Here is a 25,868-nt window from a genome sequence, read left to right as displayed (position 1 = left end):
CGGCGATTCGCCCGTTCCGACACCTCTTCAAAGCAATTTCAGGTCGCCTCGAGTATTGCCGCTGTGACGCACGCACACCTGAGAAGGACCTGAGTACTACGCAGCGTAGACCAAAGCGGGCACTGTCTTGTCGCGGGGTCACTTTCGACACTCCGCAGTGACCGCGTCCGCCATCGCGACCTGCGGTTTGCCCCCGATCTGTCACGCGCGCACCGCACGTGACCGGGCGCACGCGGCGTGTCGGGCAGGTGTGCGGCATACTCGGACACAGCGTTTCGGCCCATTCTGTGGCCACCCATCATCGAACGAGAGAAGGTTGCCGACACCGTGTGCGGACTGCTCGGATTCCTGACAGCTGATACGGCGACGACCGAGGTGGTCGATCAGGTGTACGACGCGCTGCACTGCCAGCGGCACCGTGGCCCCGACGAGAAGGGCACCTGGCACGACGAGCACATGATCTTCGGGTTCAACCGCCTGTCGATCATCGATATCGAACACTCGCACCAGCCGCTGCGCTGGGGCCCCGCGGAGAATCCGCAGCGGTACGCGATGACGTTCAACGGCGAGATCTACAACTATCTCGAACTGCGTGAGCAGTTGGCCGCCGAGCACGCGTCGCAGTTCCCCGACGGCCAGATGTTCGCCACCGAAGGTGACGGCGAGGCCATCGTGGCGGCGTTCCATTACTGGGGCCCCGAATCGGTGCGCAAGTTGCGCGGCATGTTCGCGTTCGCGATCTGGGATACCGAGACGTCGCAGCTGTTCCTCGCGCGCGACCCGTTCGGCATCAAGCCGCTGTTCATCGCGACCGGCCCCGGCGGCACCGCGTTCGCCAGCGAGAAGAAGAGCCTGCTGGATCTGCTGGGCCCGCTCGGGGTGTCCGACGAGCTGGATCCGCGCGCGCTCGAGCACTACACGGTGCTGCAGTACGTGCCCGAGCCCGAGTCGCTGCACAAGAGCATCCGCCGCCTGGAATCGGGCAATTACGCCACGGTCAGTGTCGGCCAGGAGCCCGTCGCCACCCGCTACTTCCGCCCCGACTTCCGGGTTCGCCCGTTCACCGAGGGTTCGGAGAAGGCCCGCTACGCCGAGATCGCCGCGGCGCTCGAGGACTCGGTCGCCAAGCACATGCGCGCCGATGTGACCGTGGGTTCCTTCCTGTCCGGCGGCATCGACTCCACCGCCATCGCGGCGCTGGCCATGCGCCACAACCCGAACCTGATCACCTTCACCACCGGGTTCGAGCGCGAGGGCTACTCCGAGGTCGACGTGGCCGCCGAGAGCGCCGCGCTGATCGGCGCCCGCCACATCGTCAAGGTGGTCTCCCCCGCCGAGTTCGCCGCCGCGATCCCCGAAATCGTCTGGTACCTAGACGATCCGGTCGCCGACCCGGCCCTGGTCCCGCTGTACTTCGTGGCCAAGGAAGCCCGCAAGCACGTCAAAGTGGTGCTGTCGGGCGAGGGCGCCGACGAGCTGTTCGGCGGGTACACCATCTACAAGGAACCGTTGTCGCTCAAGCCTTTCGAGTACCTGCCCGCCGGTGCGCGCAAGCTACTGGGCAGGCTCGGCGACAAGATGCCCGATGGCAAGCGCGGCAAGTCCCTGCTCCAGCGCGGTTCACTGTCCCTCGAGGACCGCTACTACGGCAACGCCCGCAGCTTCAACGACGCCCAGTTGCGTTCGGTGCTGCGCGACTTCCGCCCCGAGTGGACCCACCAGGACGTCACCGCCCCCATCTACGCCCAGTCCACCGGCTGGGACCCGGTCGCCCGCATGCAACACCTGGACCTGTTCACCTGGCTGCGCGGCGACATCCTGGTCAAGGCCGACAAGATGACCATGGCCAACTCCCTGGAACTGCGCGTCCCGTTCCTGGACAACGAGGTCATGCGCGTCGCCGAAGGCATCCCCTTCGACCAGAAGATCACCAAGGAAACCTCCAAGTACGCGCTACGCCAGGCCCTGGACGGCATCGTCCCCGACCACGTCCTCAACCGCGCCAAGCTCGGCTTCCCCGTCCCCCTGCGCCACTGGCTGCGCGGCACCGAACTCTACGACTGGGCCGAAACCCAAATCGCCGAGTCCCAAACCGACCACCTCCTGAACAAGCCGGCCATCCTCCAAATGCTGCGCGACCACAAAGCCGGCGTCTCCGACCACAGCCGCCGCCTGTGGACCCTGCTGGTCTTCATGGTCTGGCACGGCATCTTCGTGGAGGACCGCATCAAGCCCGAAATCCAGGAACCGGTCTACCCGGTCTCCCTCTAAACGCACGAAACCCCCCCAGGACCGAAAACCCAGGGGGGACTTCAAGATCACCACGCTGTGGTGGCGGAGGCCTCTCGGGCGATGCCGCCACCACAGCGTGGTGATCATTGGTCCAGTTAGAGCAGGCGGGCCAACTCGTCGGCGGCTTCGGGGCCGTAGGCCTTGGTGAGGCGTTCGAGGGCGTCTTCGGTGGACAGGGTCCATTCCTGGGTGCCGGTGGTTTCCAGGATCAGCACCGCGATCAGGGAGCCCAGTTGGGCGGCGCGTTCCAGGGACAGGCCGGCGCGGTGGGCGGTGAGGAAGCCGGCGCGGAAGCCGTCGCCGACGCCGGTGGGGTCGATCTTGGCGACCTCGGGGACCACGGTGACGCGGACCTCGGTGCCGTCGGTGTCGACCACGAGTACGCCTTCGGAGCCAAGCGTGGTGACCCGGATGCCGACCTTGGCGGTGATCTCCGCTTCGCTCATGCCGGTCTTCTGCTGCAGCAGCGCCCACTCGTACTTGTTGGTGAACAGGTAGGCCGCGCCGTCGACCAGCTCGGTCGCCTGCTCACCGTCCAGGCGGGCCAGCTGCTGCGAGGGGTCCGCGGCGTACGCGATGCCCTGCGCCTTGGCCTGGCGGGTGTGCGCGACCATGGCCTCGGGGTCGTTGGCGCCGACCAGCACCAGGTCGATGTCGTGTTCGGCGGCGATCGCGGCGATGTCGATATCGCGCGCCTCGCTCATCGCACCGGGATAGAACGACGCGATCTGCGCCATCGTCTCGTCGGTGGTGCACACGAAACGCGCGGTGTGCGCCTTCTCGGAGACATGCACGGCCGAGCAGTCGACGCCGCTGCTTTCCAGCCACTGCCGGTAATCGGCGAAATCGGCACCGACGGCGCCGACGAGCACGGGGCGCTGCTTCAGCAGACCCATCGCGTAGGCGATGTTGCCCGCCACTCCGCCGCGGCGGATCTGCAGGTCGTCGACGAGGAAGCTCAGGGACACATGGTCGAGTTGATCGGCGAGCAGCGCATCGGCGAACCGGCCGGGAAAACGCATGAGGTGGTCGGTGGCGATGGATGCGGACACGGCAACAGGCACGAGGCAGGGCCCCTTCGACGCTAGAGGTAGGAAAACAGAGAAGTCCGGGATCACCGAGATCCCGGACTTCAACGGTAGCAAGCGCTACCGCCTGTGGTTCACCTGTTCGCTACCTCGCCACGCAACGACAACGATCCCGGGCGTGGCCTGGTGGGTGCCGCTGACTCGCGGCACCGAGCATCAGTTGAACGAGTCGCCGCAGGCGCAGCTACCCGTGGCCTGCGGGTTGTCGATGGTGAAGCCCTGCTTCTCGATGGTGTCGACGAAGTCGATCGAGGCGCCGTCGATGTACGGGGCGCTCATGCGGTCGACAGCCAGCTTCACGCCGGAGAACTCCACGACGATGTCACCGTCGAGGATGCGATCGTCGAAGAACAGCTGGTAGCGAAGGCCGGCACAGCCACCGGGCTGAACGGCGATCCGCAGGGCGAGGTCGTCGCGACCCTCCTGATCCAGCAGCGCCTTCGCCTTGATGGCGGCAGCGTCGGTCAGCGTCGCACCGTGGGTCTCGGTGGCGGTCTCGTTCTGCACAGTCATGGACACTCCTAGTTCGACTCAGCCCGTCAACGGACCTGCGGTGCACAGCGCACGACGTATTCCAACGCTGTCGCAGCTACTACTTATTCCTATTTTGCCACCCTCGGCGCAGCCAGTAGACGCCACCTGGGTGCTGATGGCCACACTACGCCCCGAACGGGTGTGATCGCGGCCTCAGCCCGACGATCGATGAGACCGGGCCCACCGCTGAGCGGACCGCATTTCCCGATGATCGGCCCCATCGAATAGCCTGGTGAACGTGAAATTGTTCCGTCGCGACGAGTCCAGCACCATCGACGAGTCCGTCGACCCGTCGGTGCCCGGCTCCGAACAGGCCGCCGCCACCACCTCGTCGACCCCCGGTAAGGGCAGGCCGACTCCGAAAAGGCGTGAGGCCGAAGGCAAACGGCGCGGCCCGGTCGCGCCCGCCCCGCTCACCGCCAAGGAAGCCCGCGCCCGCCGCAAGACTGTCAAGGGCACCAAACAGGACCGCAAGGCCGCCGCGGCAGACCGTCGCGCCGCCGTGCAGGACCGCCGTGCGCGCATGCTCGCCGGCGAGGACAAGTACCTGCTGCCCCGCGATCAGGGCCCGGTGCGCGCGTACGTGCGCGACCTGGTCGACGCCCGCCGCAACCTGGTCGGCCTGTTCATGCCGATGGCGCTGGTGCTGATCCTGTCGATGTTCGTGGCCCCCGGCCTGCAGACGATCGTCACCCTGGCGATGCTGGTGATGATGGTCTTCATGATCATCGAAGGCTTCGTGCTGGGCAAGATCGTGAACAACCGGGTGATCGAACGTTTCCCCGACACCACCGATACCGGTTTCAAGCTGGGCTGGTACGCGTTCGTGCGCGCCTCCCAGATCCGCAAGATGCGCGCCCCGAAGCCCCGAGTGGGCCCCGGCGCTGCCGTCTAGTCCCCTCCTTAACAACGAATGCCGTTCCCTCCAGAAGGGGACGGCATTCGTGTTTCCCGGGTAGGTGCGGTACAGGCCGCCTTGTCAGATATGGCCGGGGCGGATGTAGCCGGAATGTCCTGCGATGGCCGCGAGTTCTACATTCATGCGCTGGGCGTCGCGATCGACGATTCCGGTGGAGCCTGCGGTGCCGCGACCGATCAGTACGGCGAGTCCGACGATGACGGTGAGGACGATCAGGAAAGTAAGCATGGCAGTAATTTTGCTCTCGCTGACATCCTGCCGAAAGTGGCTGTTCTGTCATTGTGCGTAAAGATTCAGCCAGCTATGCTTCAGGCATGCTGTCGAAGGTTTCCGTAGTCCTCAACGATCGACTCGCCATGTTCGAATTCGGTGTCGTCTGTGAGGTTTTCGGCCTGGACCGCACCGCCGACGGCCTGCCCGGCTTCGACTTCCGTGTCTGCGGCGCCGACCCCGGCAAGCCCCTGCGCTCGACCACCCCCGGCATCACGGTCACCCCCGAGTTCGGCCTCGACCAACTGGCGGGCGCCGACCTGGTCGCCCTGCCCGCCGCCCCCATCGGCGAGTACGACGACCGGGTCGTGGAAGCCGTGCGCAACGCCTCCGACGCGGGCGCCACCATCCTCACCGTCTGCTCGGGCGCGTTCCTGGCCGGCGCGGCGGGCCTGCTCGACGGCCGCAAATGCACCACCCACTGGCGCTACGTCGACAAACTCGCGGGCATGTTCCCCGAAGCCACCGTCGACCCCGACGTCCTCTACGTCGACGCGGGCAACCTGATCACCAGCGCGGGCACCGCCGCGGGCATCGACGCCTGCCTGCACCTGGTCCGCCGCGAGATCGGCACCGCCGCCGCCAACGGCATCGCCCGCCGCATGGTCGTGCCCCCGCAACGCGACGGCGGCCAACGCCAATTCATCGAAAAGCCCGTGCCCGAATGCTGCTCGGTCGGCCTGTCCACCACCCTGACCTGGCTCACCGAAAATCTCGCCCACCCGCACACCGTCGACGAACTGGCCGCCCGCTCGAGCATGTCCACCCGCACCTTCGCCCGCCGCTTCGCCGCCGAAACCGGCACCACCCCGGTCAAATGGCTCACGACCCAGCGCGTGCTGTTCGCCAAGCAACTCCTGGAAGACACCGAGATGGGCCTGGAACGCATCGCCGACGAGTCCGGTTTCGGCTCCGGCGCGCTGCTGCGCCACCATTTCCAACGCCAGGTCGGCATCGCCCCCACCGAGTACCGCCGCCGCTTCGGCTCAGCGTGTTGAACGGCCGGTGATGCGAAACCCGTCGCGGGCGTTGAGGGACATGAGCACGATATTGGTTGCGCCGCCGATCAATTCGATGGCCTGCACGCCGTAGAACAGCGGCCCGAACTCGTCGCGACCAGCGAGCACCGCCAGGATGATCGCCGAGGGAACCAGGACCAGCAGCCCGTTGCCCGCGATGAACGGCATCCGACGCTTCTTGGCAAGGATGGCGGGCATCGTCGAGTCCCCCGCCAGGCGGAATCCGGTGCCGCCGGTGAGGGCGAGCGCGACTATCAGGATCGGCAAGCCCCACGGAATGGCCTGCTTGACCGCGACGATCGCCTCCTTGGACCCACTGAGCTCGCTGACCACTGTGGAGATCCAGAAGGTGACAATGATGAGCAGCCCGACCGAACCCGCGATCGGATGGATGCGTGACGTCATGGCGTGCCTCTTTCCGATGCCGCACGAGCGGCCTCGAGGTTGTCGATCGACTGTCGAGCCATGCGAAGGAACGCGTCGACGTCAGTAAACCCTGCTGTAGCAAGGTCATTCACGTCCTGGGCGGCCGAGGTGAGGGCGGTGCGTAGCGCGCGGGATCGGTCGGTGAGGTAGATCAACGCCCGCCTGCCGTCGCGCGGATCAGGAACGCGCGCGATGAGGCCGTCCCGCTCCATCCGTTTGAGCGTGTGCGCCATCGTCGACTGATCGATGCGCACCTTGTCGCACAGCGCCAGTTGCGAGATCCCCTCTTCCTCGTACAGTGCGAGCAGTTGCGCGAATTGCCCTGGTACTACGCCATATTCGGCGATGCGATCGCGCAACGCCTGTTCCATAAGCCGCGCGAGGTGGTTGATCACGTACCCCAGCGAGTTGTTGCGTACCATCAAAATCCGCTCCCCTCCATGACCTGATTTTCCGCCGACTCCAGTTTACATGGCAAGCCATATACTTGCAGAATGTCAGCAAATCCAGCCCCCGGCGCTGTTGTGAGGCACCACAGTCGGCTTGACGCAAGTCGCTGAAACTGATCAGCTTGCCGTGTGTTTCACGTTGGGTGGGGTAATTTTCGTCGGCTGAGCAAGGCTCTCACGATCGCTACGGCGGCCGTGGTCATGTCGACCGTGGGGACGTCCGCGGCCAGTGCCGTGCCGAGTGCGGCGCCGGTATTGCGCACGCCCGCAGGCAGTTTCGAGGAACTGTGGGTGCCGTCGGGTATGGGCCCGATCAAGATTCAGGTGCAGTGGGCCTCGCGCGGTGGCAGCGCGGCACTGTATCTGCTCGACGGTTTGCGCGCGCCCCGCGATCACAGCCAGTGGACCACCGACACCGACGCGGTGCGCCAATTCGCCGGTGACAACGTCACTTTGGTGTTCCCGGTCGGCGGCCATTCCAGCTTCTACACCGACTGGTACCGACCCAGCAGCACCAACGGGCAGAAGACGCCCTACAAGTGGGAAACGTTCCTCACTCGTGAACTGCCCGATTTCCTTGCGGGATACGGTGTTTCACGCACGAACAACGGCGTGGTCGGTGTGTCGATGGGTGGTAGTGCCGCGCTGGCGTTGGCCGCGCACCATCGCGATCAGTTCCGGTTCGCCGGTTCGTTCTCCGGCTTCCTGAACCCGACCTACCCGATGTGGAACCAGGCCATGCGCGCGGCGATGCTCGACGAGGGCGGCTTCAATGTCGACGACATGTGGGGTCCCGCAGGCGATCCCGCGTGGGGCCGCAACGACGTGACCGTCCAGGCCGAGCGCCTGCGCGGCCTGCCGATGTACATCACGACCGGCAACGGCGTGCCCGGTCCGCTCGATCTGCCCGGTGGGGTCGGCAACACGATCAATGCCGCCGGGATCGAAGCGCTCGCGGTGATCGCGGCGAGCATCTTCCGCGACCGCGTCAACGCGCTCGGCATTCCCGCCCGCATGGACTTCACCAACGGCACCCACACCTGGCCGTACTGGCAGCAGTCGCTCACCAATGCCCGCCCGATGATCCTCGATGCCCTTGGCGCGCACTGATCTCGCAAGAACATGGGTAACTCACCAACCACCCCAAAACCGCAGTCCTACTAACCGCAGGCCCGGCACAACACCGTCCCACCGCCCTTCGACCGGCAGAATACGCGGAGAGGCGGAGGGGCGGCAGACAAGCTACCGTGCTCGAATGCCCGCCACCGCCAGGCCACCCCGGACCCTCGTGCTCGGAGGCGCCCGTTCGGGTAAATCCGCCTTCGCCGAGAACCTGCTGACCGACGCACCCACGGTCCGCTACCTGGCCACCGCCGTCCTCGACCCCACCGATCACGACTTCGCCGACCGCATCACCGTCCACCGCGACCGCCGCCCCGCGCACTGGACAACGGTCGAGAACACCGAGCCCGCAACAGTTCTCGCCACCGAAGCCCCCGCGACCCTGCTCGACGACATCGGCACCTGGCTCACCGCACGCCTGGACGCCCGCCACGCCTGGGACGCACCGCGCGGCACCGTCACCCCCGATTGCGACGAGCTCGTCGACGCCGTGCAGGCCTATAACCAGCGGCTGGTGATCGTATCGCCCGAGGTAGGCATGGGTGTCATCCCGGCAACGCGCTCGGGCCGGTTGTTCCGCGACGAGATCGGCACCCTCAATCAGCGACTGGCGGCGGTCTGCGATCAGGCCTATCTCATCGTCGCCGGGCTGCCCGTTCGACTGAAATGAGCCGGGTCGGTCGCCGCCGCGCACCGCGATCCGGGCAAGATGGGCCCCGAACACACCACTTTCGAAAGGCTTGCCAGTGACGCACGGATTCGACCCGGTCGCGGCCCCGGACGCGCAGGTGCGCGCGGCGGCGCAGGTGCGCCAGACGCAGCTCACGAAACCGGCCGGATCGCTGGGACGGCTCGAGGAACTGGGCAACTGGGTCGCCGCCTGCCAGGGCGTGTGCCCGCCGAAGCAGTTCGACCGTGCCCGCGTGGTGCTGTTCGCCGGTGATCACGGTGTCGCCAAGCACGGGGTTTCGGCGTATCCGAGCGAGGTCACCGCGCAGATGGTGGCCAATTTCCTGGCCGGTGGTGCCGCGGTGAACGCGCTGGCCGCCGTGGCGGGCGCGACCGTGCGCGTGGTCGATATCGCCGTCGACGGTGACACCGAAGCGTCGATCTCCCAGCACAAGGTGCGTCGCTCGAGCGGTTCCATCGACCGCGAGGACGCCCTGTCCGAAGACGAAGTCGCCGCCGCGTTGGCCGCGGGTCGCGCGATCGCCGACGAGGAAATCGACTCCGGCGCGGACCTGCTCATCGCCGGCGACATGGGCATCGGCAACACCACCCCCGCCACCGTGCTGATCGCCACCCTCACTGGTGTCGAACCCGTGGCTGCCGTCGGCCGTGGCACCGGCGTGGACGATCAGGGCTGGATTCGCAAGGTCGCCGCCATCCGCGACGGTATGCGTCGCGCCCGCCCCGTCGCCTCCGACCCGGTCGACCTGCTGCGTGTCGCCGCGGGTGCCGACTTCGCCGCCATGACCGGTTTCCTCGCCCAGGCCGCCGCGCGCCGCACCCCGGTGCTGCTGGACGGCGTCGTGGTCACCGCCGCCGCCCTGGTCGCCGAAGACCTCGCCGCGGGCGCGAAAGCCTGGTGGCTGCCGGCCCACCGCTCCACCGAACCGGCCCACGACCTGGCCCTGAAACACCTGCGCCTGACCCCGCTGATCGACCTCGAGATGCGCTTGGGCGAAGGTTCCGGCGCGCTCACAGCCCTGCCGATCCTGCGCGCCGCGGTCGCGACCCTGGCCGAGATGTCGACCTTCGCCGACGCGGGCGTGAGCACCGCCGCCGCGGAGACCGACACCGTCGACCTCGCGAAGTGAACAAACCACGTCCGACGCACGTCGAATCTTCCTGCAGGCCAAAGGAATCCGACACACTCGCTCAACCCAACAGCGTTCCCTCGGCGGCCGATCGTCGTGACACCGCATCGAGCGCATGGTCATGAACGGCTTACGGCTGGCCATCTCCTGGCTGACGGTTATCCCGGTTCCCGGCCCGTCGGACGTCGACCGCCGCACCGCAGGCCACGCGATCACCCTGGCCCCGCTGATCGGCGTCGCCCTCGGCGCATTCGCGGCGGCAGCCCTGTACCTGTTGGTCACCGCAGGTCTGACCACCCTGCTCGCCGGACTACTCACCGTCGGCCTACTAGCCCTGCTCACCAGGGGTATGCACCTGGACGGCCTGGCCGACACCGTCGACGGACTCGGCAGCTACGGCCCACCCCAGCGCGCCCGCGAGATCATGAAGTCCGGCGGCGCGGGCCCCTTCGGCGTCGCAGCCCTCATCTTCGCCATCGCCATCCAATCCGTCGCGTTCGCGACCCTGGCCGAGCAACATCGCTGGTTCGCGATCGCGCTCGCCGTCACCGCGGGCCGCGTTGCGGTGGTCCTGGCATGTCGAGGCATCCCCGCCGCCCCCGACGCGGGCTTCGGCGCCTTGGTAGCGAACACCCAACCGCGCGCAGCCGTCCTGCTGTGGCCCGCCCTGGCCACCCTCGCCGCGGTCGCGGCCATCCCAGACAACCTCTGGCTCGGCCCGATCATCATGCTCGCGGTGCTCGCTGTGACCGTGTTCGTGACCCGGCACTGCGTCCGTCGTTTCGAGGGCCTGTCCGGAGATGTTCTCGGCGCGGTCGTGGAAATCGCGGCTTCTTGTGCCGCAGTGGGTTTCTCGCTGGCGGGATAACCAAACAACCGGGCAGGACAAACTCGGACTGGTCACAAGTCCAATATGTCCGGGGTTGTGTGGTCCCACAGACCGTCCGGTCAACGGTACTCGGGTGCACCCCCAGCACACCGGTGGCAATACAGTGGACCGCATGTCATCCGAGCGCCTCTATTTCCGCCAGCTGCTGTCCGGCCGGGATTACGCCGTCGGCGATCCGATCGCCACGCAGATGCGCAACTTCGCGTATCTGATCGGCGACCGCGAGACCGGCGAGACCCTGCTGGTGGATCCCGCCTACGCGGCGGCCGACCTGGTCGACGTCGCGGCGGCCGACGGCATGCGCGTGTCCGGTGTGCTGGCCACCCATCACCACCCCGACCATGTCGGCGGCACCATGCTCGGTTTCACCCTCGGCGGCGTGGCCGAACTGCTCGAGAAGGCCGACGTGCCCGTGCACGTGAACAAGCACGAACTGGAGTGGGTCGCGCAGACCACCGGCATCGCCGACAGCGAGCTGACCGGCCACGACCACGGCGACAAGGTGAAGGTCGGCGCCTTCGACATCGAGTTACTGCACACCCCCGGCCACACCCCCGGCAGCCAGTGCTTCCTGTTCGACGGCCGCCTGATCTCCGGTGACACCCTGTTCGTCGACGGTTGCGGTCGCACCGATTTCCCCGGTGGCGACTCCGACGAGATGTACCGCAGCCTGCAGCAACTGGCCGCCCTGGACGGCAACCCCGTCGTCTACCCGGGCCACTGGTACTCCGAAGCACCCAGTGCCGCACTGGCTTCCGTGCGCGACAGCAACTACGTCCTTCGCCCGAAGTCGCTGGGCGAGTGGCAGGCATTGATGCCGGGCTGACAGCACGAGAGCGGGCCCCGCGAAGGGACCCGCTCTCCAATGCTGTTGTGGGACTTACAGAGTGCGCATCCACCCGTGCGTATCGGCGAACGTCCCGCGCTGAATCCCGGTCAACGTGTCACGCAACGCCATGGTCACCTCACCGGGTTCCCCACCGCCGATAGCGAATTCGCCCTCCGCGGACTTCACCCAGCCGACCGGCGTGATCACCGCGGCGGTCCCGCACGCGAAAACCTCACTGATCTCACCGGATTCGGCACCCTTGCGCCATTCCTCCACCGAAATCTTGCGCTCCTCAACGGGATACCCGGAATCCGCGGCCAGCGTGAGCAGCGAATCACGGGTGATACCGGGCAGCAGCGAACCGGACAGTTCCGGCGTCACCAGGCGCGCGTCGGAACCGGTGCCGAACACGAAGAACAGGTTGTTGGTGCCCATCTCCTCGACATACCGGCGCTCGCAAGCGTCCAGCCACACCACCTGGTCGCAGCCTTCTTCGGTGGCCTGCGCCTGCGCCAGCAGCGACGACGCGTAGTTGCCCGCGACCTTCGCCTCACCGGTGCCGCCGGGTGCCGCGCGCACATATTCGGTCGACAGCCACACCCGCACCGGCTTCACACCGCGCGGGAAATACGCACCCGCGGGCGAGGCGAGCAGCAGGTACTTGTACGCCGACGCCGGCTTCACGCCGAGGCCCGCCTCGGTGGAGAACATGAACGGCCGCAGGTACAGCGAATCCTCGCCCCCGGCGGCGGGCACCCAGTCGGCGTCCACGTCCAGCAGCTGACGCACCGATTCGATGAACAGTTCCTCGGGCAGCTGCGCCATCGCCATGCGCGCCGCCGAGCGACGGAAGCGCGCGGCGTTGGCGTCGATGCGGAACGTGGCGATCTCACCGTCGGGCTGACGGTAGGCCTTCAGGCCTTCGAAGATCGCCTGCCCGTAGTGGAACACCATGGTCGCCGGGTCCATCGACAGCGGACCGTACGGTTCCACGCGGGCATTGCCCCACACGCCGTCGGCGTAGTCGATCGACACCATGTGGTCGGTGAAGTACCGGCCGAAGCCGGGCGCCGTCAGTACCTGTTCCCGCTGCTGCGCCGGGGTGGGCGCGGGATGCGGGATACGGGTGAACTGAGCGGCGACTGTCATGGTGCGATCCTATCCGGGCCGATGTGGTGGTGGTACGGGGAGTTACTTGGTCTTGGTGTCGACGAACGGCGGCCGGATGACCTGCGCGCGCAGCTTGCGTCCGCGCACGTCGACCTCCACCTCGTCGCCGGGTTCCAGCTTCGCGTCGGTGTCCAGCAGTGCCAGCGCGATGCCGACCTTCAGCGACGGCGAGAACGTGCCCGAGGTGGTCTCACCGATCGGTTCGCCGTCGCGCAGCACCGTCTGGCCCTGCCGCAGCACGCCGCGATCCAGGGCTTTCAGGCCCATCAGCGTGCGACGCGGGCCGTCGGCCTTCTCCTGCGCGAGCGCGTCCTTGCCCCAGAATTCCGGCTTCTTCCAGCCGACCGCCCAGCCGGTGCGGGCCTGGTTCGGAGTGATGTCCAGGGACAGTTCGTGTCCGTGCAGCGGGTAGCCCATCTCGGTGCGCAGGGTGTCGCGCGCGCCGAGGCCCGCGGCCTGACCACCCGCGGCTTCGACCTGGGCGATCAGCGCGCGGAACACCGGTTCGGCGTCGTCCCAGGCGGGCAGCAGTTCGTAGCCGTGTTCGCCGGTGTAACCGGTGCGGCATACGCGCACAGGGCGACCGTCCCACTCGGCGTCCTCGTAGGCCATGTACTCCATGTCGGTGGGCAGGCCCAGCGCGGTGAGCACCTCGGTGGCCTTGGGGCCCTGCACCGCGAACACCGCGAAGTCGCGATGCTGGTCGGTGATCGTGATGCCCGCGGGCGCCACCTTGCGCAGCTGCGCGACCACCGCGGCGGTGTTGGCGGCGTTCGGCACGAGGAACACCTCGTCCTCGCTGACGTAGTAGGCGATCAGGTCGTCGATCACGCCACCGTCTTCGGCACAGCACAGCGTGTACTGGGCCTTGCCCGGCCGGATGCGATCCAGGTCGTTGGTCAGCGCCGAGTTCACGAACGCCGCGGCGCCGGGACCCGCGACCGTGGCCTTGCCGAGATGGCTGACGTCGAACAGCCCGACCGTGGTGCGCACCGCCGTGTGCTCGCCGACCGTGCCCGCGTACTGCACGGGCATCTCCCACCCGCCGAAGGGAGCGAAGGTGGCCCCGAGTTCGACGTGAACGGCGTGGATGGGGCCCTCGAGCAGTGCGGTGTCGGTCATGGGGCGAGTTTATCGGTCGCGGTGTGACCGCTGTCGGCGAGATCGCGGACAGTGCCTGATCGCATCGAAAGATGCTGACGGCCAACGGCTGTAGGGTTCTCGGTGTGAGTGAGTTGCCCCGAGCACGCTTCGGCCATGTCGCCCGGATGGACGACACGATGAGCCGGGCGGTGTCGCGAATTCCCGAATCCGCGGTCGATCGCGGGATGCTGCGGTTGACCAGATCCGCCAACACCGGCGGGCTGTGGCTGGCGGTCGCGGCGGCGCTCGCGGTGAAACCCGGACCGCCGCGACGGGCCGCGTTGCGCGGGGTGATCGCGCTGGGTGGCAGCAGTTTCCTGGTGAACCTGGTGCTCAAAACGCTCATCCCACGCCGCAGGCCACCGGCGGAACTGATGCCGCTGGGTCGCAGGCTGGTCGCGGCGCCTGCGTCGTCGTCGTTCCCGTCCGGGCACAGCGCCAACGCCGCCGCCTTCGCCACCGCCGTCGCCCTGGAGAGCCCGCGCACCGCACTGGCCGTGGCGCCGGTGGCCGCCGCGGTGGCGTATTCGCGCATCCACACCGGCGCGCACTGGCCGTCGGACGTGCTGGTCGGCGCGGGCGTTGGCACCGCGATCGCCCTGACCACCCGCCGCTGGTGGCCGATCCGCGAATCCGACGAAGCCGACGCGCACGTGGTGCACGGTGCGCCGATCCTCGCCGACGGCAAAGGTCTTCTGCTGCTGGTGAATCCGCGTTCGGGCGATTCTTCTTACGATCCCACCGCCGATATCGCGGACGCGCTGCCCGCAGCCACCCTCGTGCAGACCGAACCCGGACGCGACGCCGTCGAAATTCTGCAGAACGCGCTGAACCGTTCGGCCGACGACGAGCACTCAGCGATCCTCGCGGTCGGCGCGGCGGGCGGTGACGGCACCATCGCCGCGGCCGCAGCGGTCGCGATCCGCAACAAACTCCCCCTGGTCGTCATCCCCGCGGGCACCCTGAACCACTTCGCCCGCGACCTGGGCGTCTACGACCTGCGCGAAGTAGCCGACGCCACCGGCGCGGGCGAAGCCGTCGAAGTCGACATCGCCGCAGTCGAATTCGACACTCCCACCGGCCCGCACACCCACCACCTGATCAACACCGCCAGCATCGGCGCCTACCCCGACCTGGTCCGGCTGCGCGAGCAGTGGGAGGACCGCTGGGGCAAGTGGCCCGCGTTCGCCGCCGCCCTCGTGGTCACCCTGCGCCGCGCCGAACCCATCCACATCCGCCTCGACGACCGCTGGCACGACATGTGGTTCCTGTTCATCGGCAACGGCCCCTACCACCCCCACGGCGCCGTCCCCGCCTTCCGCTCCCGCCTCGACGAGGGCCTCCTGGACGTCCGCTGGCTACGCGCCGACGTCCGCTTCTCCCGCACCCGCGCCGTCATCGCCCTCATGCTCGCCGCCATCGGCCACAGCCGCGTCTACGGCGAACGCCAAATGCACGAACTCACCATCACCTCCAAAATCCCCCTGGCGGTAGCCGCCGACGGCGAAGTAGTAGGCACCGCAACAACATTGCGCTTCTCGGTAGCAGGCCGAGTCCCGGTCTACCGCCGCGACGAACAAAACCCCCGCTGGGAAAACCGCCCCCGCCCCCACCACCGCCGCCCCCTGGCCTGGCTCACCGACCGCCGCAGATAACCCCAGAATTCCGACAAACCGCCCACCCGTGAGCCCTGACTCAGTCGGCCATCCGACACCAATCCCGTCGATAGTCGGCCCAATCTCGAGGCGTGGCAGCGAAATCCACGTACATCGCGACACCGAAGTTCGCACGGTGGACATCGGAATCCGTCAATCCGAGGCGGATTCCCCGCACGGCCGCGGCAACCGTTTCGGCCGCACCCCGGTGGCCACGGTCATCAGCCCAGAACGCGGGTGCTCCCATCAGCAGGTCGACGTCGGCGGGTGTCACCTGCGCGGCCAGCTCGGTCTGCTGGGCCACGTAGCCGCTGTACAGGGCTCGTGTGGGCATCGCCGTGTCGTAGGACATCACCGCGACCTGATCGACTCGGCGGGCCACCTGCGCGAAATAGTGTTGGCTCCACCATTTTCCGTGGTCGGCCACGGCCAGACCCACCGAGTGCAGACCCGGCAGCGGATCGATCACCGGCGCAGATACCGACAGCGGCACGTGGGCCGCGGAAGTCACCGCGCGCGTCGCGTCGAGCAGGGCGAGAAATCCCGGCGACCCCGACCGGATGGGTTCGAGGTCGTAGTGGATCCCGTCGAACCCGTAGGCGAGCACCCGCCGAGCCGACGCCACTACTCGATCACGGGATTGCGCGGATTCCACGTCCAGGCCGTCGAATTCGGGCTGCACGATGTCGCCCAGCCAGGACTGGACCCGAATCTCGGGTAATCGCGCGTGCACCGCGTCGACGAACCATTGCGCGCGCGGCGCGAGATCGTCGCGCAGACTCCCGTCGTGCTCCAACGGCCCCGTGTGCACGTACAGATCCCGAACACCGGTGCCCGCCAACAAGGTGACCAAGCCGTCGATATCGGCATCGGTTCGACGCCCGTCAACCCAGGCGTGACCGAGCCACACCGCGTCCTTGCCCCTGGTCCGCGCCTGGTCGGACTGCTCCCCGACGTTGTACACCAGCAACGCGATCACCACCCCCACCACCGGAAGCGACACCACGACAACGGCAACCAGCGCGAGCACCACACCCCGCACCCACCACGACCGACCCCGCCATGTCCCCCGCATCGTTCCCCCTTGTTCGAAGAATTCCGATGCTACCGACAGCCACCGACAAGTGCGTTTCCGACGAACTGCCCCTGCACAGCACGAAGGGCGTGCGATCGAATGTCGCACGCCCTTCGTGGGTCAACTGTCAGCGGTTACCTTCGGGTCCCCAACCCTGGTCACCGGGCTTGCCCAGATCAGGACCATCGGGGTAGCCGGGCCCACCGTAACCGGGTCCGCCGGCACCCGGACCGCCGTAGCCCGGTCCACCGGGACCGCCGTAACCGGGCCCACCTTCGGGTCCGCCGTAGCCGGGTCCGCCATAACCCTGTCCACCTTCGGGACCGCCGTACCCCGGCTGCCCACCGAATCCACCTGCGGGCCCGCCGTATTGCTGCGGGTACCCCGGATCAGCCACACCCTGTCCGCCCACGACCGGTCCGCCCACGATCACGCGGTAGGCATAGGTCGAGGCGATGACCGAGACCGGCAGCGTGACCAGCAGGCCGATGCCGCACAGCAGCGCGCCGACGATGTTGATGCCGACCAGGGCCAGTGCCAGCAGCAGCAGCGTGCCCGCGTTGGCGGCGACCGCGGAGAAGCTGGATTTGATGGCGGTGATGGCGTCCTGGTCGCGGTCGAGCACGAAGTTGATCGTGAACCAGGTGAAGAACATGATCACCAGGCCCGGCAGCACGCACAGCGCGAAGCCGATGCCGGTGGCGATGCCGACGAGGAAGCACGCCAGAATCACCGCGCCCACGTTGGTGAACTGGAAGAAGTCACCGAAACCTGGCTTGCGGCCGTCGGTTTCCTCGAGCGAGCCGCGCACCATGGCCGCCGAGATCAGGTACCCGACCACGGTGCTGATGACGCTGCCGAGGAATCCCCAGAGGCTGAATCCGAAGCTGATGTCACCGTCGGCGTCGGTGACCAGGAAGCCCGAGGAACCGAAGATGAAATTGATCGCGACCTGGATCAGCGCGAACACCACGATGATGCCGATCCACACCAGGGCGTTGTTCTTGAATTTGTCCCAGCCGTAGCCGAGTGCGTCACCGACGCTGAGTTGCGGTCCCGGCGCGGCATATCCGGGTTGCTGTTGTCCGTACGTCATTCGAAATCTGTCCCCTCATCGTCTGCGGCGACCACGGCCACCGTCGTGAGTTGTTTCGAGCCGACGCCTTCGCACGCAACGCCGATACTGCCGATCATGGCATATCGGCGGTGCGCCGTGCGGAGTACGAAACAGTTAGCCGCCCATGGTGTCGCGATGGGGCAGTGTCCAACCGGGGCGCGGAAAATGGCAGGTATAGCCGTCGGGGTAGCGGATCAGGTAGTCCTGGTGTTCGGGTTCGGCATCCCAGAATGTGCTCGCCGGGGTCACTTCGGTGACGACCTTGCCCGGCCACAGCCCCGAGGCGTCCACGTCGGCGATGGTGTCGAGCGCGATGCGGCGCTGTTCGTCGTCGAGATAGAAGATCGCCGAACGGTAGCTGTCGCCGAGATCGTTGCCCTGCCTGTCCTTGGTGGTCGGGTCGTGGATCTGGAACAGGAACTCGAGCAGCGCACGGTAATCGGTGACCGTCGGGTCGTATTCGATCTCCACTGCCTCGGCGTGGCCGGGATGGTTGCGGTAGGTCGGATTGTCGTTGGTGCCACCGGTATAGCCCACGCGGGTGGCTACCACGCCCGGTTGGCGCCGGATCAGATCCTGCATTCCCCAGAAACATCCACCGGCCAGAATCGCTTTGCGAGTGTCGGTCACACGTCCTCCTCGATTTGCGTCATACGGTCGCACAGGTCGGCCACAACCCTGTCTATGGAACGCCGGTGTTCGCGCTCGAGTTCCCGACAGTATTGTTGCCGCCGCAGCAGCGTTACCTCGTTCGAAATCCACGCGCACATCCAGTGTCACCGAGGAAGTAGGAGGAACACGGCCCGATGCCACGGTTGGTCATCTCACAGTGTTTGACGATCGGATTGGCAGCCACCGCTGCGATCGGCTTGGCGGTGGGCAGCGCGGGGGCGCATCCCGGCCACGACGATACGATCGCGCAGGAGGCAGCACCCTGCGAGCAGGTACGGCAGGCGCAACCCAACGACCGGGGCGTGCGAGTAGCCACCCCGACGGCCGCGGGCCAGATCGACGCGGTGTTGATCGCGCAGGCCAGCCGCAAGCCGATCGCCGGCGGCAAGATCGTGCTCACGGGCATCGACGCGTGCGGTGACAACATTCACCGCCACATGTCCACCGGCGTGAACGGCCAGGTGAGTTTCCGCGGCCTGCAGCCCGGTCGCTACCAGCTCACCGCGTATCGCCACGATTCGGCGGTCCGCGCGGTCACCTCGGCCGAGGTGGATCTGTCCACGCCGACGTTGAAAACGATTCAGTTCACCGCGGACTGACCCGCGTTCGGGCCGGGCACTGCACTGCCCGGCCCGAAACCCGTTGACCCCCTGCACAGTCACGGTGACCGTGATAGACATCACCCCAGACTGAGATGGGGTGGTGCGCACATGGAAACTACGGCCGAACAGCGGGCAGCGTTGCGCATGATCTGCGAGACGTTCGTCCCCGGCGACGACAGTGCGCCCAGCGCCGGCGAGGTGGGCGCGGTCGAGACGATCTTGTCGATCCTGAGCCGCAATCCGCGCGAGGCGGAGCAGAAACAGCTGGCAATGCTGTTGGGGCTGTGGGACTCTCGCGCTTTCGGGCTGCTCACCGGCAGTGGGTTTCGCCGGTTCTCCTCGTTGGCGCACGGGCAGCGTGAAGCGGCGCTGTTGCGTCTGGGCGATTCCGGATTGGCCCCGGCCCGCGCGATCTTTCAAGCGCTCAAGCAGGCCTCGCTGCTGTCCTACAACGTGAGTCCTGGTGCGACAGGGGCGAATCCGCTGTGGACCGCGATCGGCTACCCGGGGCCCGCCGGACGTCTGGACAGCGCACCGAAACCGCCGCTACACCCGCTCCACTACACCGAGGCGACGACCTTGGATTGCGATGTCGTAGTGGTCGGCTCGGGTGCCGGCGGTGGTTCCGCAGCCGCCGTGCTCGCCGAGGCCGGTCTCGATGTAGTGGTGCTCGAACGCGGAAACTATTACGACGACCAAGATTTCGGCGACGGTGAACTCGACGCGCTGACCCGCCTGTACTCCCCCGGCCCCGCAGCGACCGCCGAAGGCCAGCTCACCCTGGTCGCCGGTAGCTGCCTGGGCGGCGGGACCGTGGTCAACTGGAGCACGTGCCTGCCCACACCCGATGCGGTCCGCGCGCAGTGGGCCGACACCGGGGTGCCGCAGTTCGCCGAGGACGAGTTCGGCGACGCACTCAGCGTGGTGCAGAAGCGAATCGGGGTCACCGACCAAAAGTCCCCTCTGTCCGCGCGTGACGGCATTCTCGAACGCGGCGCCCGCGCACTGGGCTGGGACGTGGACACTCTGCCGCGCAACGTGACTGATGCCTGCGATGCCGGAATCGAATGCGGTCGTTGCGGTTACGGATGCCGACTAGGCGCGAAGCAGTCAGCGACCAAGACATGGCTCGCCGACGCGGCCGCGCACGGTGCCCGCCTGGTCATCGATGCGAATGTTCGTACCATCACGGTGAATTCGGGTCGCGCCGAATCAGTTTCGGCGCTGAGCTCCGACGGAGTCGAGATCACCGTGCGCGCCCGTGCGGTAGTGGTCGCCGCGGGAGCGATCCAGACACCGGCGTTGCTACGCCGATCCGGCCTGGGCAACAAGAACATCGGCAAACACCTGCGACTACACCCGGCCGCAGCGGTTTTCGGCGTCTTCGAGGAACAGATCCGCCCGTGGGAGGGCGCGCTGCAAGCCCGCATCAGCCGCGAACACGCCGACCTCGACGGCAACGGCTACGGCGTCATCTACGAAACCGGCCCGATGCATCCGGGCCTGGCAACCGGCTTCATGAACTGGCGCGGCGCAGCCGAATTCCGCACCACCATGGGCGCTTTCGCACGCACGAGTTCGATCGGCGTGATCACTCGCGATCGCGACTCGGGCACGGTGTCGGTCGACAAAACCGGCGAGCCGATCGTGAAGTACCGCCTGTCCGACTACGACGCCAACCACCTGCACACCGGCATCGTCGGCGCGGCCTCGGTGCTGGAAGCAGCAGGCGCACAAAAGATCTACTCCGGTCATCAGGCAGGCGTGTCCTTCGAACCAGGCAACCGCGGCTCACTGGCGCAGTTCGACGCGGCCTGCAGGACAGCAGGCTACGGACCGGGCAGATGTTCGATGGGCGCCCTGCACATCATGGGCTCAGCCCGCATGGGCGGCACCCCGGCCCTGTCAGCGACCGACCCGGACGGCGCGACCTGGGAGGTACCCAACATCGTGGTCGCCGACGGTTCGACCTTCCCGACCGCTCCCGGCGTGAACCCGATGGTCACCATCGAAGCGATCGGCTACATGAACGCTAAACGCCTTGCGGCACGGTTGAATTAGAACGGGCTCAGCCCACACCACGCACCCTGTGTGCCGAGAGATGGCTCAACACAGCCTGATTCGCCTCCCACCCATCCGGGAACTTCACCGCCACACCCAGGTGAACGGGCTCGGCCGACGGATGAGCATCGAGCAACTCAGGAATACCCGCCCGACCGACCAGAATGCACGCGTGCCGGTGCCGCGACGCCAGCACACACAACCGCCCCGCCTCCAGGTGGAACGCACTGGCATCCCGCCGCCCCGACAGCGGATGCAGCACCAACGTCACGTCATATTCGCGCCCCTGCAACCGATTGGCCGTATCCACGGTGACAGCCTCAGCACACGTCCCCCGCAGGGCAGTCCGCACAGCATCGGCCTGATCCCGATGCGCCGTACCGACCGCCACCCGCTCGACCGTCACCGGATGACTACCCGATTCGGAGTGCGCGGTAGCCCCCCGCTCGATCAGCCGAGCAGCGATCGCGGCAATCGCAGCCACCGCTTCCCGGTCCGTACGCAAAGTATGCCGAGCGGGCAATTCGTACCAGCCCCAACCGGATACAGCCGCTTCCTCCAACACCGCGTCGACCGACCCACCCATCCCGCGCGTGGTGAAATCCATACGCCGATCACCGAATCCGGTACCCGACTGGAATTCGGTGAAGGGATAGAACGCCTTCGACACCACCGGCGCCGCGGTCGCGGGCAGCCGCCACGACACCGGCAGCCGGTGGGTGGGGATGTTGTCGTTGTTGGCCAGCATCACGCTGACCGCACTCATGGTCGGATCCCAGGTGAGCCCGGCCCACCGCGCGGTCTCCACGGTCGCGAACGGATCCAACTGCCCCGGATCACCCACGAACAGCCCGCGCTCGAACCGATTCGCGATGCGCAACAACATGTCCGAGCGCATCTGGTACGCCTCGTCGATGATGGCGTGCGTCCAGGTGCCGTCGGTGATGGTGGCCCATTTGGCCGCGGTGCCGATCACGATCGCACGGTCCTCGAGGTCGCCGGGCTGCTTGGCGACCCGGACATTGCTGTGCCGGTCGACCCGGTCGCTCACCACATAGGCGGCACTGGACAGCCGCCCGATCCGCAGCGCGGGGTCGGCGGCGGCGAGCCGGTCGATGAGGTCGTCGACCTGCTCGTTGGTCTGGGCGACGATCATCCGCTGATCGCCGTCTTCCGCGAGCTGGCGGGCGGCGCGCACCACCAGCGTGGATTTGCCTGCCCCCGGCGGCGAGTCGACGACGATCGCGCGATGGGTGTCGTCGCGCAGGTCGGACAGAATTCCCGCGACGGCCTGGTCGGGTGTGGTCACTGCAGTTCTTCCCCGTCGTCGTCGGTCGGCGGTGTCCACTCCGGCGGCGGCCCGCCGTGGGTCCACGGAGTCTCTTCGCGTGCGGGCAGATTCAGCATTCCGTTGAACGGTGTCGGCTTGAACCGGGCGAACCCGAGCTCGTCGCCTTCCTCGGGCACCGTGCCCGGATCGGCGATCATCTTCCGCCCCATCCCGCCGGACAGTTCGAGAACCATGGTGTCCCCGTCGATGTCGACCACAAGCCCGGTCTGCTTCGGCCGTTCGACGCAGGTGAGTTCTTCACCGACCGCAGCGATGAATGGATCAGTGGTGCGAATGTGGATGTGCGGGCGAAGCTTTGGACGCGACCCCGTCCTATCCACTCGTTCCGGCTCACTGTGCACGACGGTGCCGCGAAAGGCCGCCCCGCTGACGCGATGTTCGAGCATGAGCAGCGGATCATCGAAAGCGCACTGCGCCTGCAAAGCCTCCAACGCCCGTTCGCGTTCCAACAGCCTGCGCACCGCGGGAACAGCGGAATCGCGGCGCGCCTGCGGAATACCTTCCAGCACGTCCGCGGCGAACCGGGAGAACGCACCCCGATCGTCGGTCCACCGATTCTCCACACTGGCACCTTCGGGCAACGCATCCAACAGCTCGATCGCACGCCACATCAACTGCCACGTCGGTTCGAGCTGACCACGCAGCGACCGCTCGAGCCGTTCGGCTGCAACAGATCTCGCCGAATCATCGGCGGCCGCGTTGTAGGCGGCGATCAACGGCGCGAGTTCTTCGTTGTCGAATCCGGGATCACTGGCCGGACCCGCAGGCGGCGACAACAACGGATCCTCCGCCAGCGCAGCAGCTTCCGCGCCGGTCAACCCCGCCGGCGGGTCGATCCACCCCAGCAGTGCCGCGAGATTGCCGTCCTCCAACGAGGATTGACCCGACGCCCAGTGCGCGGCCAACACCGACGTCATCGCGGGCAACACCGCCGAACCCGGATGCTCGGCCCGATCACCGAACCAGGTGAGCCAACGCCCCAGCAGCGGAATCGATTCCGGCACAGGGTGTTCCCCGTCGACCCGATGAAACCGCACCGAACGCCCCAGCAGCTTCAGGAAATTCACGCCGCCGGGGTTCGGCGTCCACATCTGCGGGGCGTCCAGGCACCGGGTGTAGGTCTCCCCCGCTTTGGTGGTGAGCTCTTCGGTCTCCACCAGATACGACGAAAGATACGGCAGCACAACATCAGCGAGCTGTTCGATGAAACGCAACCGCAGCACCCGGTCACGCGGCTGCGGCACCGTGAGCACGTTCTGATCACCGGGCGAGCTACCGATCATGATCGCCACCGGCGCCGCCGCCTCCCCCGCCAACCGCAACGGCACCGCCACCAGCGGCCGCTGCGCGAGGTGGATGTGCCGCATCGCCGCGGTCGCCTGCGCACGCCCCGCCCGCACCGCCTCGGCTTTGGCCAGCGCCGCCAGCACGCTCATCCGGCCATCTCCCAGCGCAGCCGGTGCGCGGTCCGCAGCATGGCGGTGATGTCGGCGTGTTCGGGTCCGGGTTCCAGTGTGCCGTCGGCCAATCCGAGCACGGTGTGCACGTTCTCGATCCCGCCCATCACGTCACACACGCCCCGCCCCAGCGCGTCCACCGAACCGCACACCCGCGCCTCGTCCCGGCACGCGAACGCCAACTCGCAACTGGACATGCATTCGGGCGCATAGCGGGCCGGGATCGCCGCGATGGTCTTCTCCAGGTTCTCCCCCGGTGCGAACGTGGCCTCGGGCGGCAATTGTTCGAGCAGTTCGGGAATCGCGGTGAGTCGGGTCAATTGCCGTGACACCACCGCGAGCTGTTTGCGCAGATCGACCATCGCGGCGGTCGGCCGGTTCGAGAAATCCTTCGCGCACACCAGAATCGCGTTGTGCGACACGATCTCCGGCGATTCCCCGATCTCGGTCATCAACTCACGCAACGCGATCACATACACCGCCGACTGTCGCGCCGCGGCCGCCACCTGTTCGGGATCGGCCTGCCCGTCGATCACCGGAAAGGCCTTGATCTCCACCACATGGAACTTGCCGTCCACCTGCACCGCGACCACATCAGGTTCGAGATAGGCGGTGGCACCGGCGATATCCAGCCGCAACATCGGATGATCGAACAGCGTCCCGTCACCGGCGGAGATCGTGCTCTTCAGCAGCTGCCTTGTGCGTTGATAGCGCACGGCATTGCCGGTGTTCTCGCCCACCGAATTCAGGTCGTGGTAGGCGACTTCGGGAATGGTCAGGCCCAGCGTGTCGCGCAATAGAGCCAACAATTCCGCGCAACCGTTCGCCTTCACCATCGCCTCGAAGGCATTGCCGCGAGTGATCGCGAACTGGGACTGACCGAATTGCGGTGGGAAACCCAATGATTGGGCGATCACGGTCTTGTCCACCGCGGCCGCGTCGAGCAGGGCACGGCGGGCACATCCGGGATTGGCCGTCAGCGCGGCGATGGTGCGGGCATTGTGCCTGGTCGCGGGGGTGTCGCCGCGCAACTGGTCCAACTGTGCTGCGAGAGTGCTCATTTCACCTCGATTCGTCGCCGATCGGCTACGCCGAGCCGAACACCGAATAGTTGTGCCGCCGGATCGGTGAGCTGATCCGCCGCCCGACGCGCGGCGGACAGCCGCTGCCGCGCGTCTTCGTCCTCGTGCACCGCCAGCTCGCGCCGCGCGGCCTCGATCACCGTCGCCGGATCCAGCGAATCCGGGGCACTGGAGATGCCGGGAATCGACACCGCGAGCCGCCACAGTACGCGCAAACCCGACGTTTCCCGCGCAGGCTGCGCCGAAAGATGTTCCGCCAACCGAATAGCGGAAATCAGCAGCCCCACCCGCGGACTCAACGGCCCCACCATCCGCTTTTCCAGCGGCCACGAACTCACCGCCATCAACCCCCGCGCGGGGGCGAGCAGATCGGTGGTCAGCGCCGCGCACAGGTAGTACGGACGCGCATACGGCGCCGACCGGAACGACCGTTCCTCGTCGCGTCGCAAACTGGTCAGCCGGGCGGGCAGCAGTTCACCGGAGAAGAACGCGTCATGGGTGGCCAGCACCAATTTCGGCGAGGACGGCACCGACAGCAACGTCAACGCGCGGTGCACGTGTTCACGCACCGGCACCCCCGGCGCTTCGGCCGGTTCTTCGGGCTCCGAGCCCAGAACGGCCGCGTCCCAAGCCAATTCGGCCCTGCGCAATTCCGCCCGCAATTGTCGAGCCGACGCCCGATCCCCACCCGCGGCGGCGCGGCGCACCTGCGCCCGCAAACCGGAGATGCGCTCCTCCAGCTGTTCCGCCGAGTCCATCACGCCACGGAGCGTATCCACAGCTACCAGTATTGTCCAGTAATTCCCAGTAATCCCCGACCATCCGG

25 protein-coding genes are annotated in these 25,868 nt (G+C 67.1%); 11 read left to right on the top strand and 14 right to left on the bottom strand.

Annotated elements, in window-relative coordinates; all coding sequences use genetic code 11:
• Positions 1–327: 327 nt before the first annotated feature.
• Positions 328–2,271, top strand: coding sequence for an asparagine synthase (glutamine-hydrolyzing) (asnB, locus tag ACFWVD_RS18075; RefSeq protein ID WP_379244116.1), 1,944 nt, complete (start codon positions 328–330; stop codon positions 2,269–2,271).
• Positions 2,272–2,387: 116 nt separating this feature from the next.
• On the opposite strand, the gene ACFWVD_RS18070 is transcribed toward asnB, so the two are convergent.
• Together ACFWVD_RS18070 and ACFWVD_RS18065 are read right to left on the bottom strand one after the other, a co-directional pair.
• Positions 2,388–3,314 (bottom strand): carbohydrate kinase family protein, encoded by a 927-nt coding sequence (locus ACFWVD_RS18070; RefSeq protein WP_379244324.1) that lies wholly within the window; start codon positions 3,312–3,314, stop codon positions 2,388–2,390.
• A gap of 222 nt (positions 3,315–3,536) precedes the next feature.
• The gene (locus ACFWVD_RS18065) at positions 3,537–3,893 is read right to left on the bottom strand and encodes an iron-sulfur cluster assembly accessory protein (protein WP_056816608.1); all 357 of its coding nucleotides are present in this window, start codon (positions 3,891–3,893) and stop codon (positions 3,537–3,539) included.
• 259 nt (positions 3,894–4,152) lie between these two features.
• Here ACFWVD_RS18065 and ACFWVD_RS18060 point away from each other — a divergent pair, with 259 nt between their 5' ends.
• Complete coding sequence (locus tag ACFWVD_RS18060) at positions 4,153–4,809, top strand: DUF3043 domain-containing protein (protein ID WP_379244114.1); 657 nt, start codon at positions 4,153–4,155, stop codon at positions 4,807–4,809.
• 84 nt (positions 4,810–4,893) lie between these two features.
• Here the strand turns inward: ACFWVD_RS18060 and ACFWVD_RS18055 are convergent, their stop codons facing one another.
• A complete protein-coding gene (locus ACFWVD_RS18055; protein ID WP_379244113.1) occupies positions 4,894–5,061 on the bottom strand; it encodes a hypothetical protein in 168 nt (55 codons plus the stop codon).
• Positions 5,062–5,147: 86 nt separating this feature from the next.
• Between ACFWVD_RS18055 and ACFWVD_RS18050 the strand changes: the two genes are divergently transcribed.
• Positions 5,148–6,101, top strand: a complete 954-nt coding sequence (locus ACFWVD_RS18050; protein WP_379244112.1) for a helix-turn-helix domain-containing protein — start codon at positions 5,148–5,150, stop codon at positions 6,099–6,101.
• On the opposite strand, the gene ACFWVD_RS18045 is transcribed toward ACFWVD_RS18050, so the two are convergent.
• Both ACFWVD_RS18045 and ACFWVD_RS18040 read right to left on the bottom strand, forming a co-directional pair.
• A complete protein-coding gene (locus ACFWVD_RS18045; RefSeq protein WP_379244110.1) occupies positions 6,090–6,527 on the bottom strand; it encodes a hypothetical protein in 438 nt (145 codons plus the stop codon). The two genes, ACFWVD_RS18050 and ACFWVD_RS18045, sit on opposite strands and share 12 nt — an antisense overlap.
• Entirely contained in the window at positions 6,524–6,943 is a 420-nt protein-coding gene (locus ACFWVD_RS18040) for a MarR family winged helix-turn-helix transcriptional regulator (RefSeq protein WP_379244108.1), read from the bottom strand. Before ACFWVD_RS18040 ends, ACFWVD_RS18045 begins: the two co-directional genes overlap by 4 nt.
• Before the next feature lie 255 nt (positions 6,944–7,198).
• Here ACFWVD_RS18040 and ACFWVD_RS18035 point away from each other — a divergent pair, with 255 nt between their 5' ends.
• The 5 genes from ACFWVD_RS18035 to ACFWVD_RS18015 all read left to right on the top strand — a co-directional run bounded on the left by ACFWVD_RS18035 (position 7,199) and on the right by ACFWVD_RS18015 (position 11,654).
• Entirely contained in the window at positions 7,199–8,107 is a 909-nt protein-coding gene (locus tag ACFWVD_RS18035; RefSeq protein ID WP_379244106.1) for an alpha/beta hydrolase, read from the top strand.
• 145 nt (positions 8,108–8,252) lie between these two features.
• Positions 8,253–8,789: a bifunctional adenosylcobinamide kinase/adenosylcobinamide-phosphate guanylyltransferase gene (cobU, locus tag ACFWVD_RS18030; RefSeq protein WP_379244104.1), complete on the top strand. Its 537-nt coding sequence runs from the start codon at positions 8,253–8,255 to the stop codon at positions 8,787–8,789.
• 76 nt (positions 8,790–8,865) lie between these two features.
• Positions 8,866–9,939, top strand: coding sequence for a nicotinate-nucleotide--dimethylbenzimidazole phosphoribosyltransferase (cobT, locus tag ACFWVD_RS18025; protein ID WP_379244102.1), 1,074 nt, complete (start codon positions 8,866–8,868; stop codon positions 9,937–9,939).
• A gap of 121 nt (positions 9,940–10,060) precedes the next feature.
• Entirely contained in the window at positions 10,061–10,807 is a 747-nt protein-coding gene (locus tag ACFWVD_RS18020; protein ID WP_379244100.1) for an adenosylcobinamide-GDP ribazoletransferase, read from the top strand.
• Between the two features lie 133 nt (positions 10,808–10,940).
• Complete coding sequence (locus ACFWVD_RS18015; RefSeq protein WP_379244098.1) at positions 10,941–11,654, top strand: MBL fold metallo-hydrolase; 714 nt, start codon at positions 10,941–10,943, stop codon at positions 11,652–11,654.
• A 54-nt stretch (positions 11,655–11,708) separates the two neighbouring features.
• Here the strand turns inward: ACFWVD_RS18015 and ACFWVD_RS18010 are convergent, their stop codons facing one another.
• The gene (locus ACFWVD_RS18010; protein ID WP_379244096.1) at positions 11,709–12,806 is read right to left on the bottom strand and encodes a branched-chain amino acid aminotransferase; all 1,098 of its coding nucleotides are present in this window, start codon (positions 12,804–12,806) and stop codon (positions 11,709–11,711) included.
• 42 nt (positions 12,807–12,848) lie between these two features.
• Complete coding sequence (gcvT, locus tag ACFWVD_RS18005) at positions 12,849–13,949, bottom strand: glycine cleavage system aminomethyltransferase GcvT (RefSeq protein ID WP_379244094.1); 1,101 nt, start codon at positions 13,947–13,949, stop codon at positions 12,849–12,851.
• A 104-nt stretch (positions 13,950–14,053) separates the two neighbouring features.
• Here gcvT and ACFWVD_RS18000 point away from each other — a divergent pair, with 104 nt between their 5' ends.
• Positions 14,054–15,625, top strand: coding sequence for a phosphatase PAP2 family protein (locus ACFWVD_RS18000; protein ID WP_379244092.1), 1,572 nt, complete (start codon positions 14,054–14,056; stop codon positions 15,623–15,625).
• A 40-nt stretch (positions 15,626–15,665) separates the two neighbouring features.
• Here ACFWVD_RS18000 and ACFWVD_RS17995 read toward each other — a convergent pair whose 3' ends face one another.
• From ACFWVD_RS17995 to msrA, 3 genes are all read right to left on the bottom strand, one after another.
• Positions 15,666–16,700, bottom strand: coding sequence for a hypothetical protein (locus ACFWVD_RS17995; protein WP_379244090.1), 1,035 nt, complete (start codon positions 16,698–16,700; stop codon positions 15,666–15,668).
• A 127-nt stretch (positions 16,701–16,827) separates the two neighbouring features.
• A complete protein-coding gene (locus ACFWVD_RS17990; RefSeq protein ID WP_379244088.1) occupies positions 16,828–17,796 on the bottom strand; it encodes a hypothetical protein in 969 nt (322 codons plus the stop codon).
• 135 nt (positions 17,797–17,931) lie between these two features.
• Positions 17,932–18,447, bottom strand: coding sequence for a peptide-methionine (S)-S-oxide reductase MsrA (msrA, locus tag ACFWVD_RS17985; protein ID WP_379244087.1), 516 nt, complete (start codon positions 18,445–18,447; stop codon positions 17,932–17,934).
• 215 nt (positions 18,448–18,662) lie between these two features.
• Between msrA and ACFWVD_RS17980 the strand changes: the two genes are divergently transcribed.
• Both ACFWVD_RS17980 and ACFWVD_RS17975 read left to right on the top strand, forming a co-directional pair.
• Entirely contained in the window at positions 18,663–19,088 is a 426-nt protein-coding gene (locus tag ACFWVD_RS17980) for a carboxypeptidase-like regulatory domain-containing protein (protein ID WP_379244085.1), read from the top strand.
• A gap of 111 nt (positions 19,089–19,199) precedes the next feature.
• Positions 19,200–21,152, top strand: a complete 1,953-nt coding sequence (locus ACFWVD_RS17975; RefSeq protein WP_379244083.1) for a GMC family oxidoreductase N-terminal domain-containing protein — start codon at positions 19,200–19,202, stop codon at positions 21,150–21,152.
• 7 nt (positions 21,153–21,159) lie between these two features.
• Here ACFWVD_RS17975 and ACFWVD_RS17970 read toward each other — a convergent pair whose 3' ends face one another.
• Genes ACFWVD_RS17970 through ACFWVD_RS17955 form a run of 4 tightly spaced genes read right to left on the bottom strand, consistent with a single transcriptional unit; the run spans position 21,160 to position 25,821 of the window.
• Positions 21,160–22,461, bottom strand: coding sequence for an AAA domain-containing protein (locus tag ACFWVD_RS17970; protein WP_379244081.1), 1,302 nt, complete (start codon positions 22,459–22,461; stop codon positions 21,160–21,162).
• Entirely contained in the window at positions 22,458–23,939 is a 1,482-nt protein-coding gene (locus ACFWVD_RS17965) for a hypothetical protein (protein ID WP_379244079.1), read from the bottom strand. Before ACFWVD_RS17965 ends, ACFWVD_RS17970 begins: the two co-directional genes overlap by 4 nt.
• Positions 23,936–25,021, bottom strand: a complete 1,086-nt coding sequence (locus ACFWVD_RS17960; RefSeq protein ID WP_379244077.1) for a hypothetical protein — start codon at positions 25,019–25,021, stop codon at positions 23,936–23,938. The genes ACFWVD_RS17965 and ACFWVD_RS17960 overlap by 4 nt, the downstream gene beginning before the upstream one ends.
• Positions 25,018–25,821: a hypothetical protein gene (locus ACFWVD_RS17955; protein ID WP_379244075.1), complete on the bottom strand. Its 804-nt coding sequence runs from the start codon at positions 25,819–25,821 to the stop codon at positions 25,018–25,020. Before ACFWVD_RS17955 ends, ACFWVD_RS17960 begins: the two co-directional genes overlap by 4 nt.
• Between the last annotated feature and the right edge of the window lie 47 nt (positions 25,822–25,868).

Source organism: Nocardia sp. NPDC058666 (assembly GCF_042714895.1).
GTDB lineage: Bacteria > Actinomycetota > Actinomycetes > Mycobacteriales > Mycobacteriaceae > Nocardia.
This window is presented reverse-complemented; position numbering and strand designations above follow the sequence as displayed.

What these genes read in the sequence shown, in the direction of transcription:
- ACFWVD_RS18070 (WP_379244324.1), bottom strand. Translation starts at nt 3,314, where the DNA reads ATGCGTTTTCCCGGCCGGTTCGCCGATGCGCTGCTCGCCGATCAACTC.
- ACFWVD_RS18065 (WP_056816608.1), bottom strand. Translation starts at nt 3,893, where the DNA reads ATGACTGTGCAGAACGAGACCGCCACCGAGACCCACGGTGCGACGCTG.
- ACFWVD_RS18055 (WP_379244113.1), bottom strand. Translation starts at nt 5,061, where the DNA reads ATGCTTACTTTCCTGATCGTCCTCACCGTCATCGTCGGACTCGCCGTA.
- ACFWVD_RS18050 (WP_379244112.1), top strand. Translation starts at nt 5,148, where the DNA reads ATGCTGTCGAAGGTTTCCGTAGTCCTCAACGATCGACTCGCCATGTTC.
- ACFWVD_RS18045 (WP_379244110.1), bottom strand. Translation starts at nt 6,527, where the DNA reads ATGACGTCACGCATCCATCCGATCGCGGGTTCGGTCGGGCTGCTCATC.
- ACFWVD_RS18035 (WP_379244106.1), top strand. Translation starts at nt 7,199, where the DNA reads ATGTCGACCGTGGGGACGTCCGCGGCCAGTGCCGTGCCGAGTGCGGCG.
- cobU (WP_379244104.1), top strand. Translation starts at nt 8,253, where the DNA reads ATGCCCGCCACCGCCAGGCCACCCCGGACCCTCGTGCTCGGAGGCGCC.
- ACFWVD_RS18020 (WP_379244100.1), top strand. Translation starts at nt 10,061, where the DNA reads ATGAACGGCTTACGGCTGGCCATCTCCTGGCTGACGGTTATCCCGGTT.
- ACFWVD_RS18015 (WP_379244098.1), top strand. Translation starts at nt 10,941, where the DNA reads ATGTCATCCGAGCGCCTCTATTTCCGCCAGCTGCTGTCCGGCCGGGAT.
- ACFWVD_RS18010 (WP_379244096.1), bottom strand. Translation starts at nt 12,806, where the DNA reads ATGACAGTCGCCGCTCAGTTCACCCGTATCCCGCATCCCGCGCCCACC.
- gcvT (WP_379244094.1), bottom strand. Translation starts at nt 13,949, where the DNA reads ATGACCGACACCGCACTGCTCGAGGGCCCCATCCACGCCGTTCACGTC.
- ACFWVD_RS17995 (WP_379244090.1), bottom strand. Translation starts at nt 16,700, where the DNA reads ATGCGGGGGACATGGCGGGGTCGGTCGTGGTGGGTGCGGGGTGTGGTG.
- ACFWVD_RS17990 (WP_379244088.1), bottom strand. Translation starts at nt 17,796, where the DNA reads ATGACGTACGGACAACAGCAACCCGGATATGCCGCGCCGGGACCGCAA.
- ACFWVD_RS17975 (WP_379244083.1), top strand. Translation starts at nt 19,200, where the DNA reads ATGGAAACTACGGCCGAACAGCGGGCAGCGTTGCGCATGATCTGCGAG.
- ACFWVD_RS17965 (WP_379244079.1), bottom strand. Translation starts at nt 23,939, where the DNA reads ATGAGCGTGCTGGCGGCGCTGGCCAAAGCCGAGGCGGTGCGGGCGGGG.
- ACFWVD_RS17960 (WP_379244077.1), bottom strand. Translation starts at nt 25,021, where the DNA reads ATGAGCACTCTCGCAGCACAGTTGGACCAGTTGCGCGGCGACACCCCC.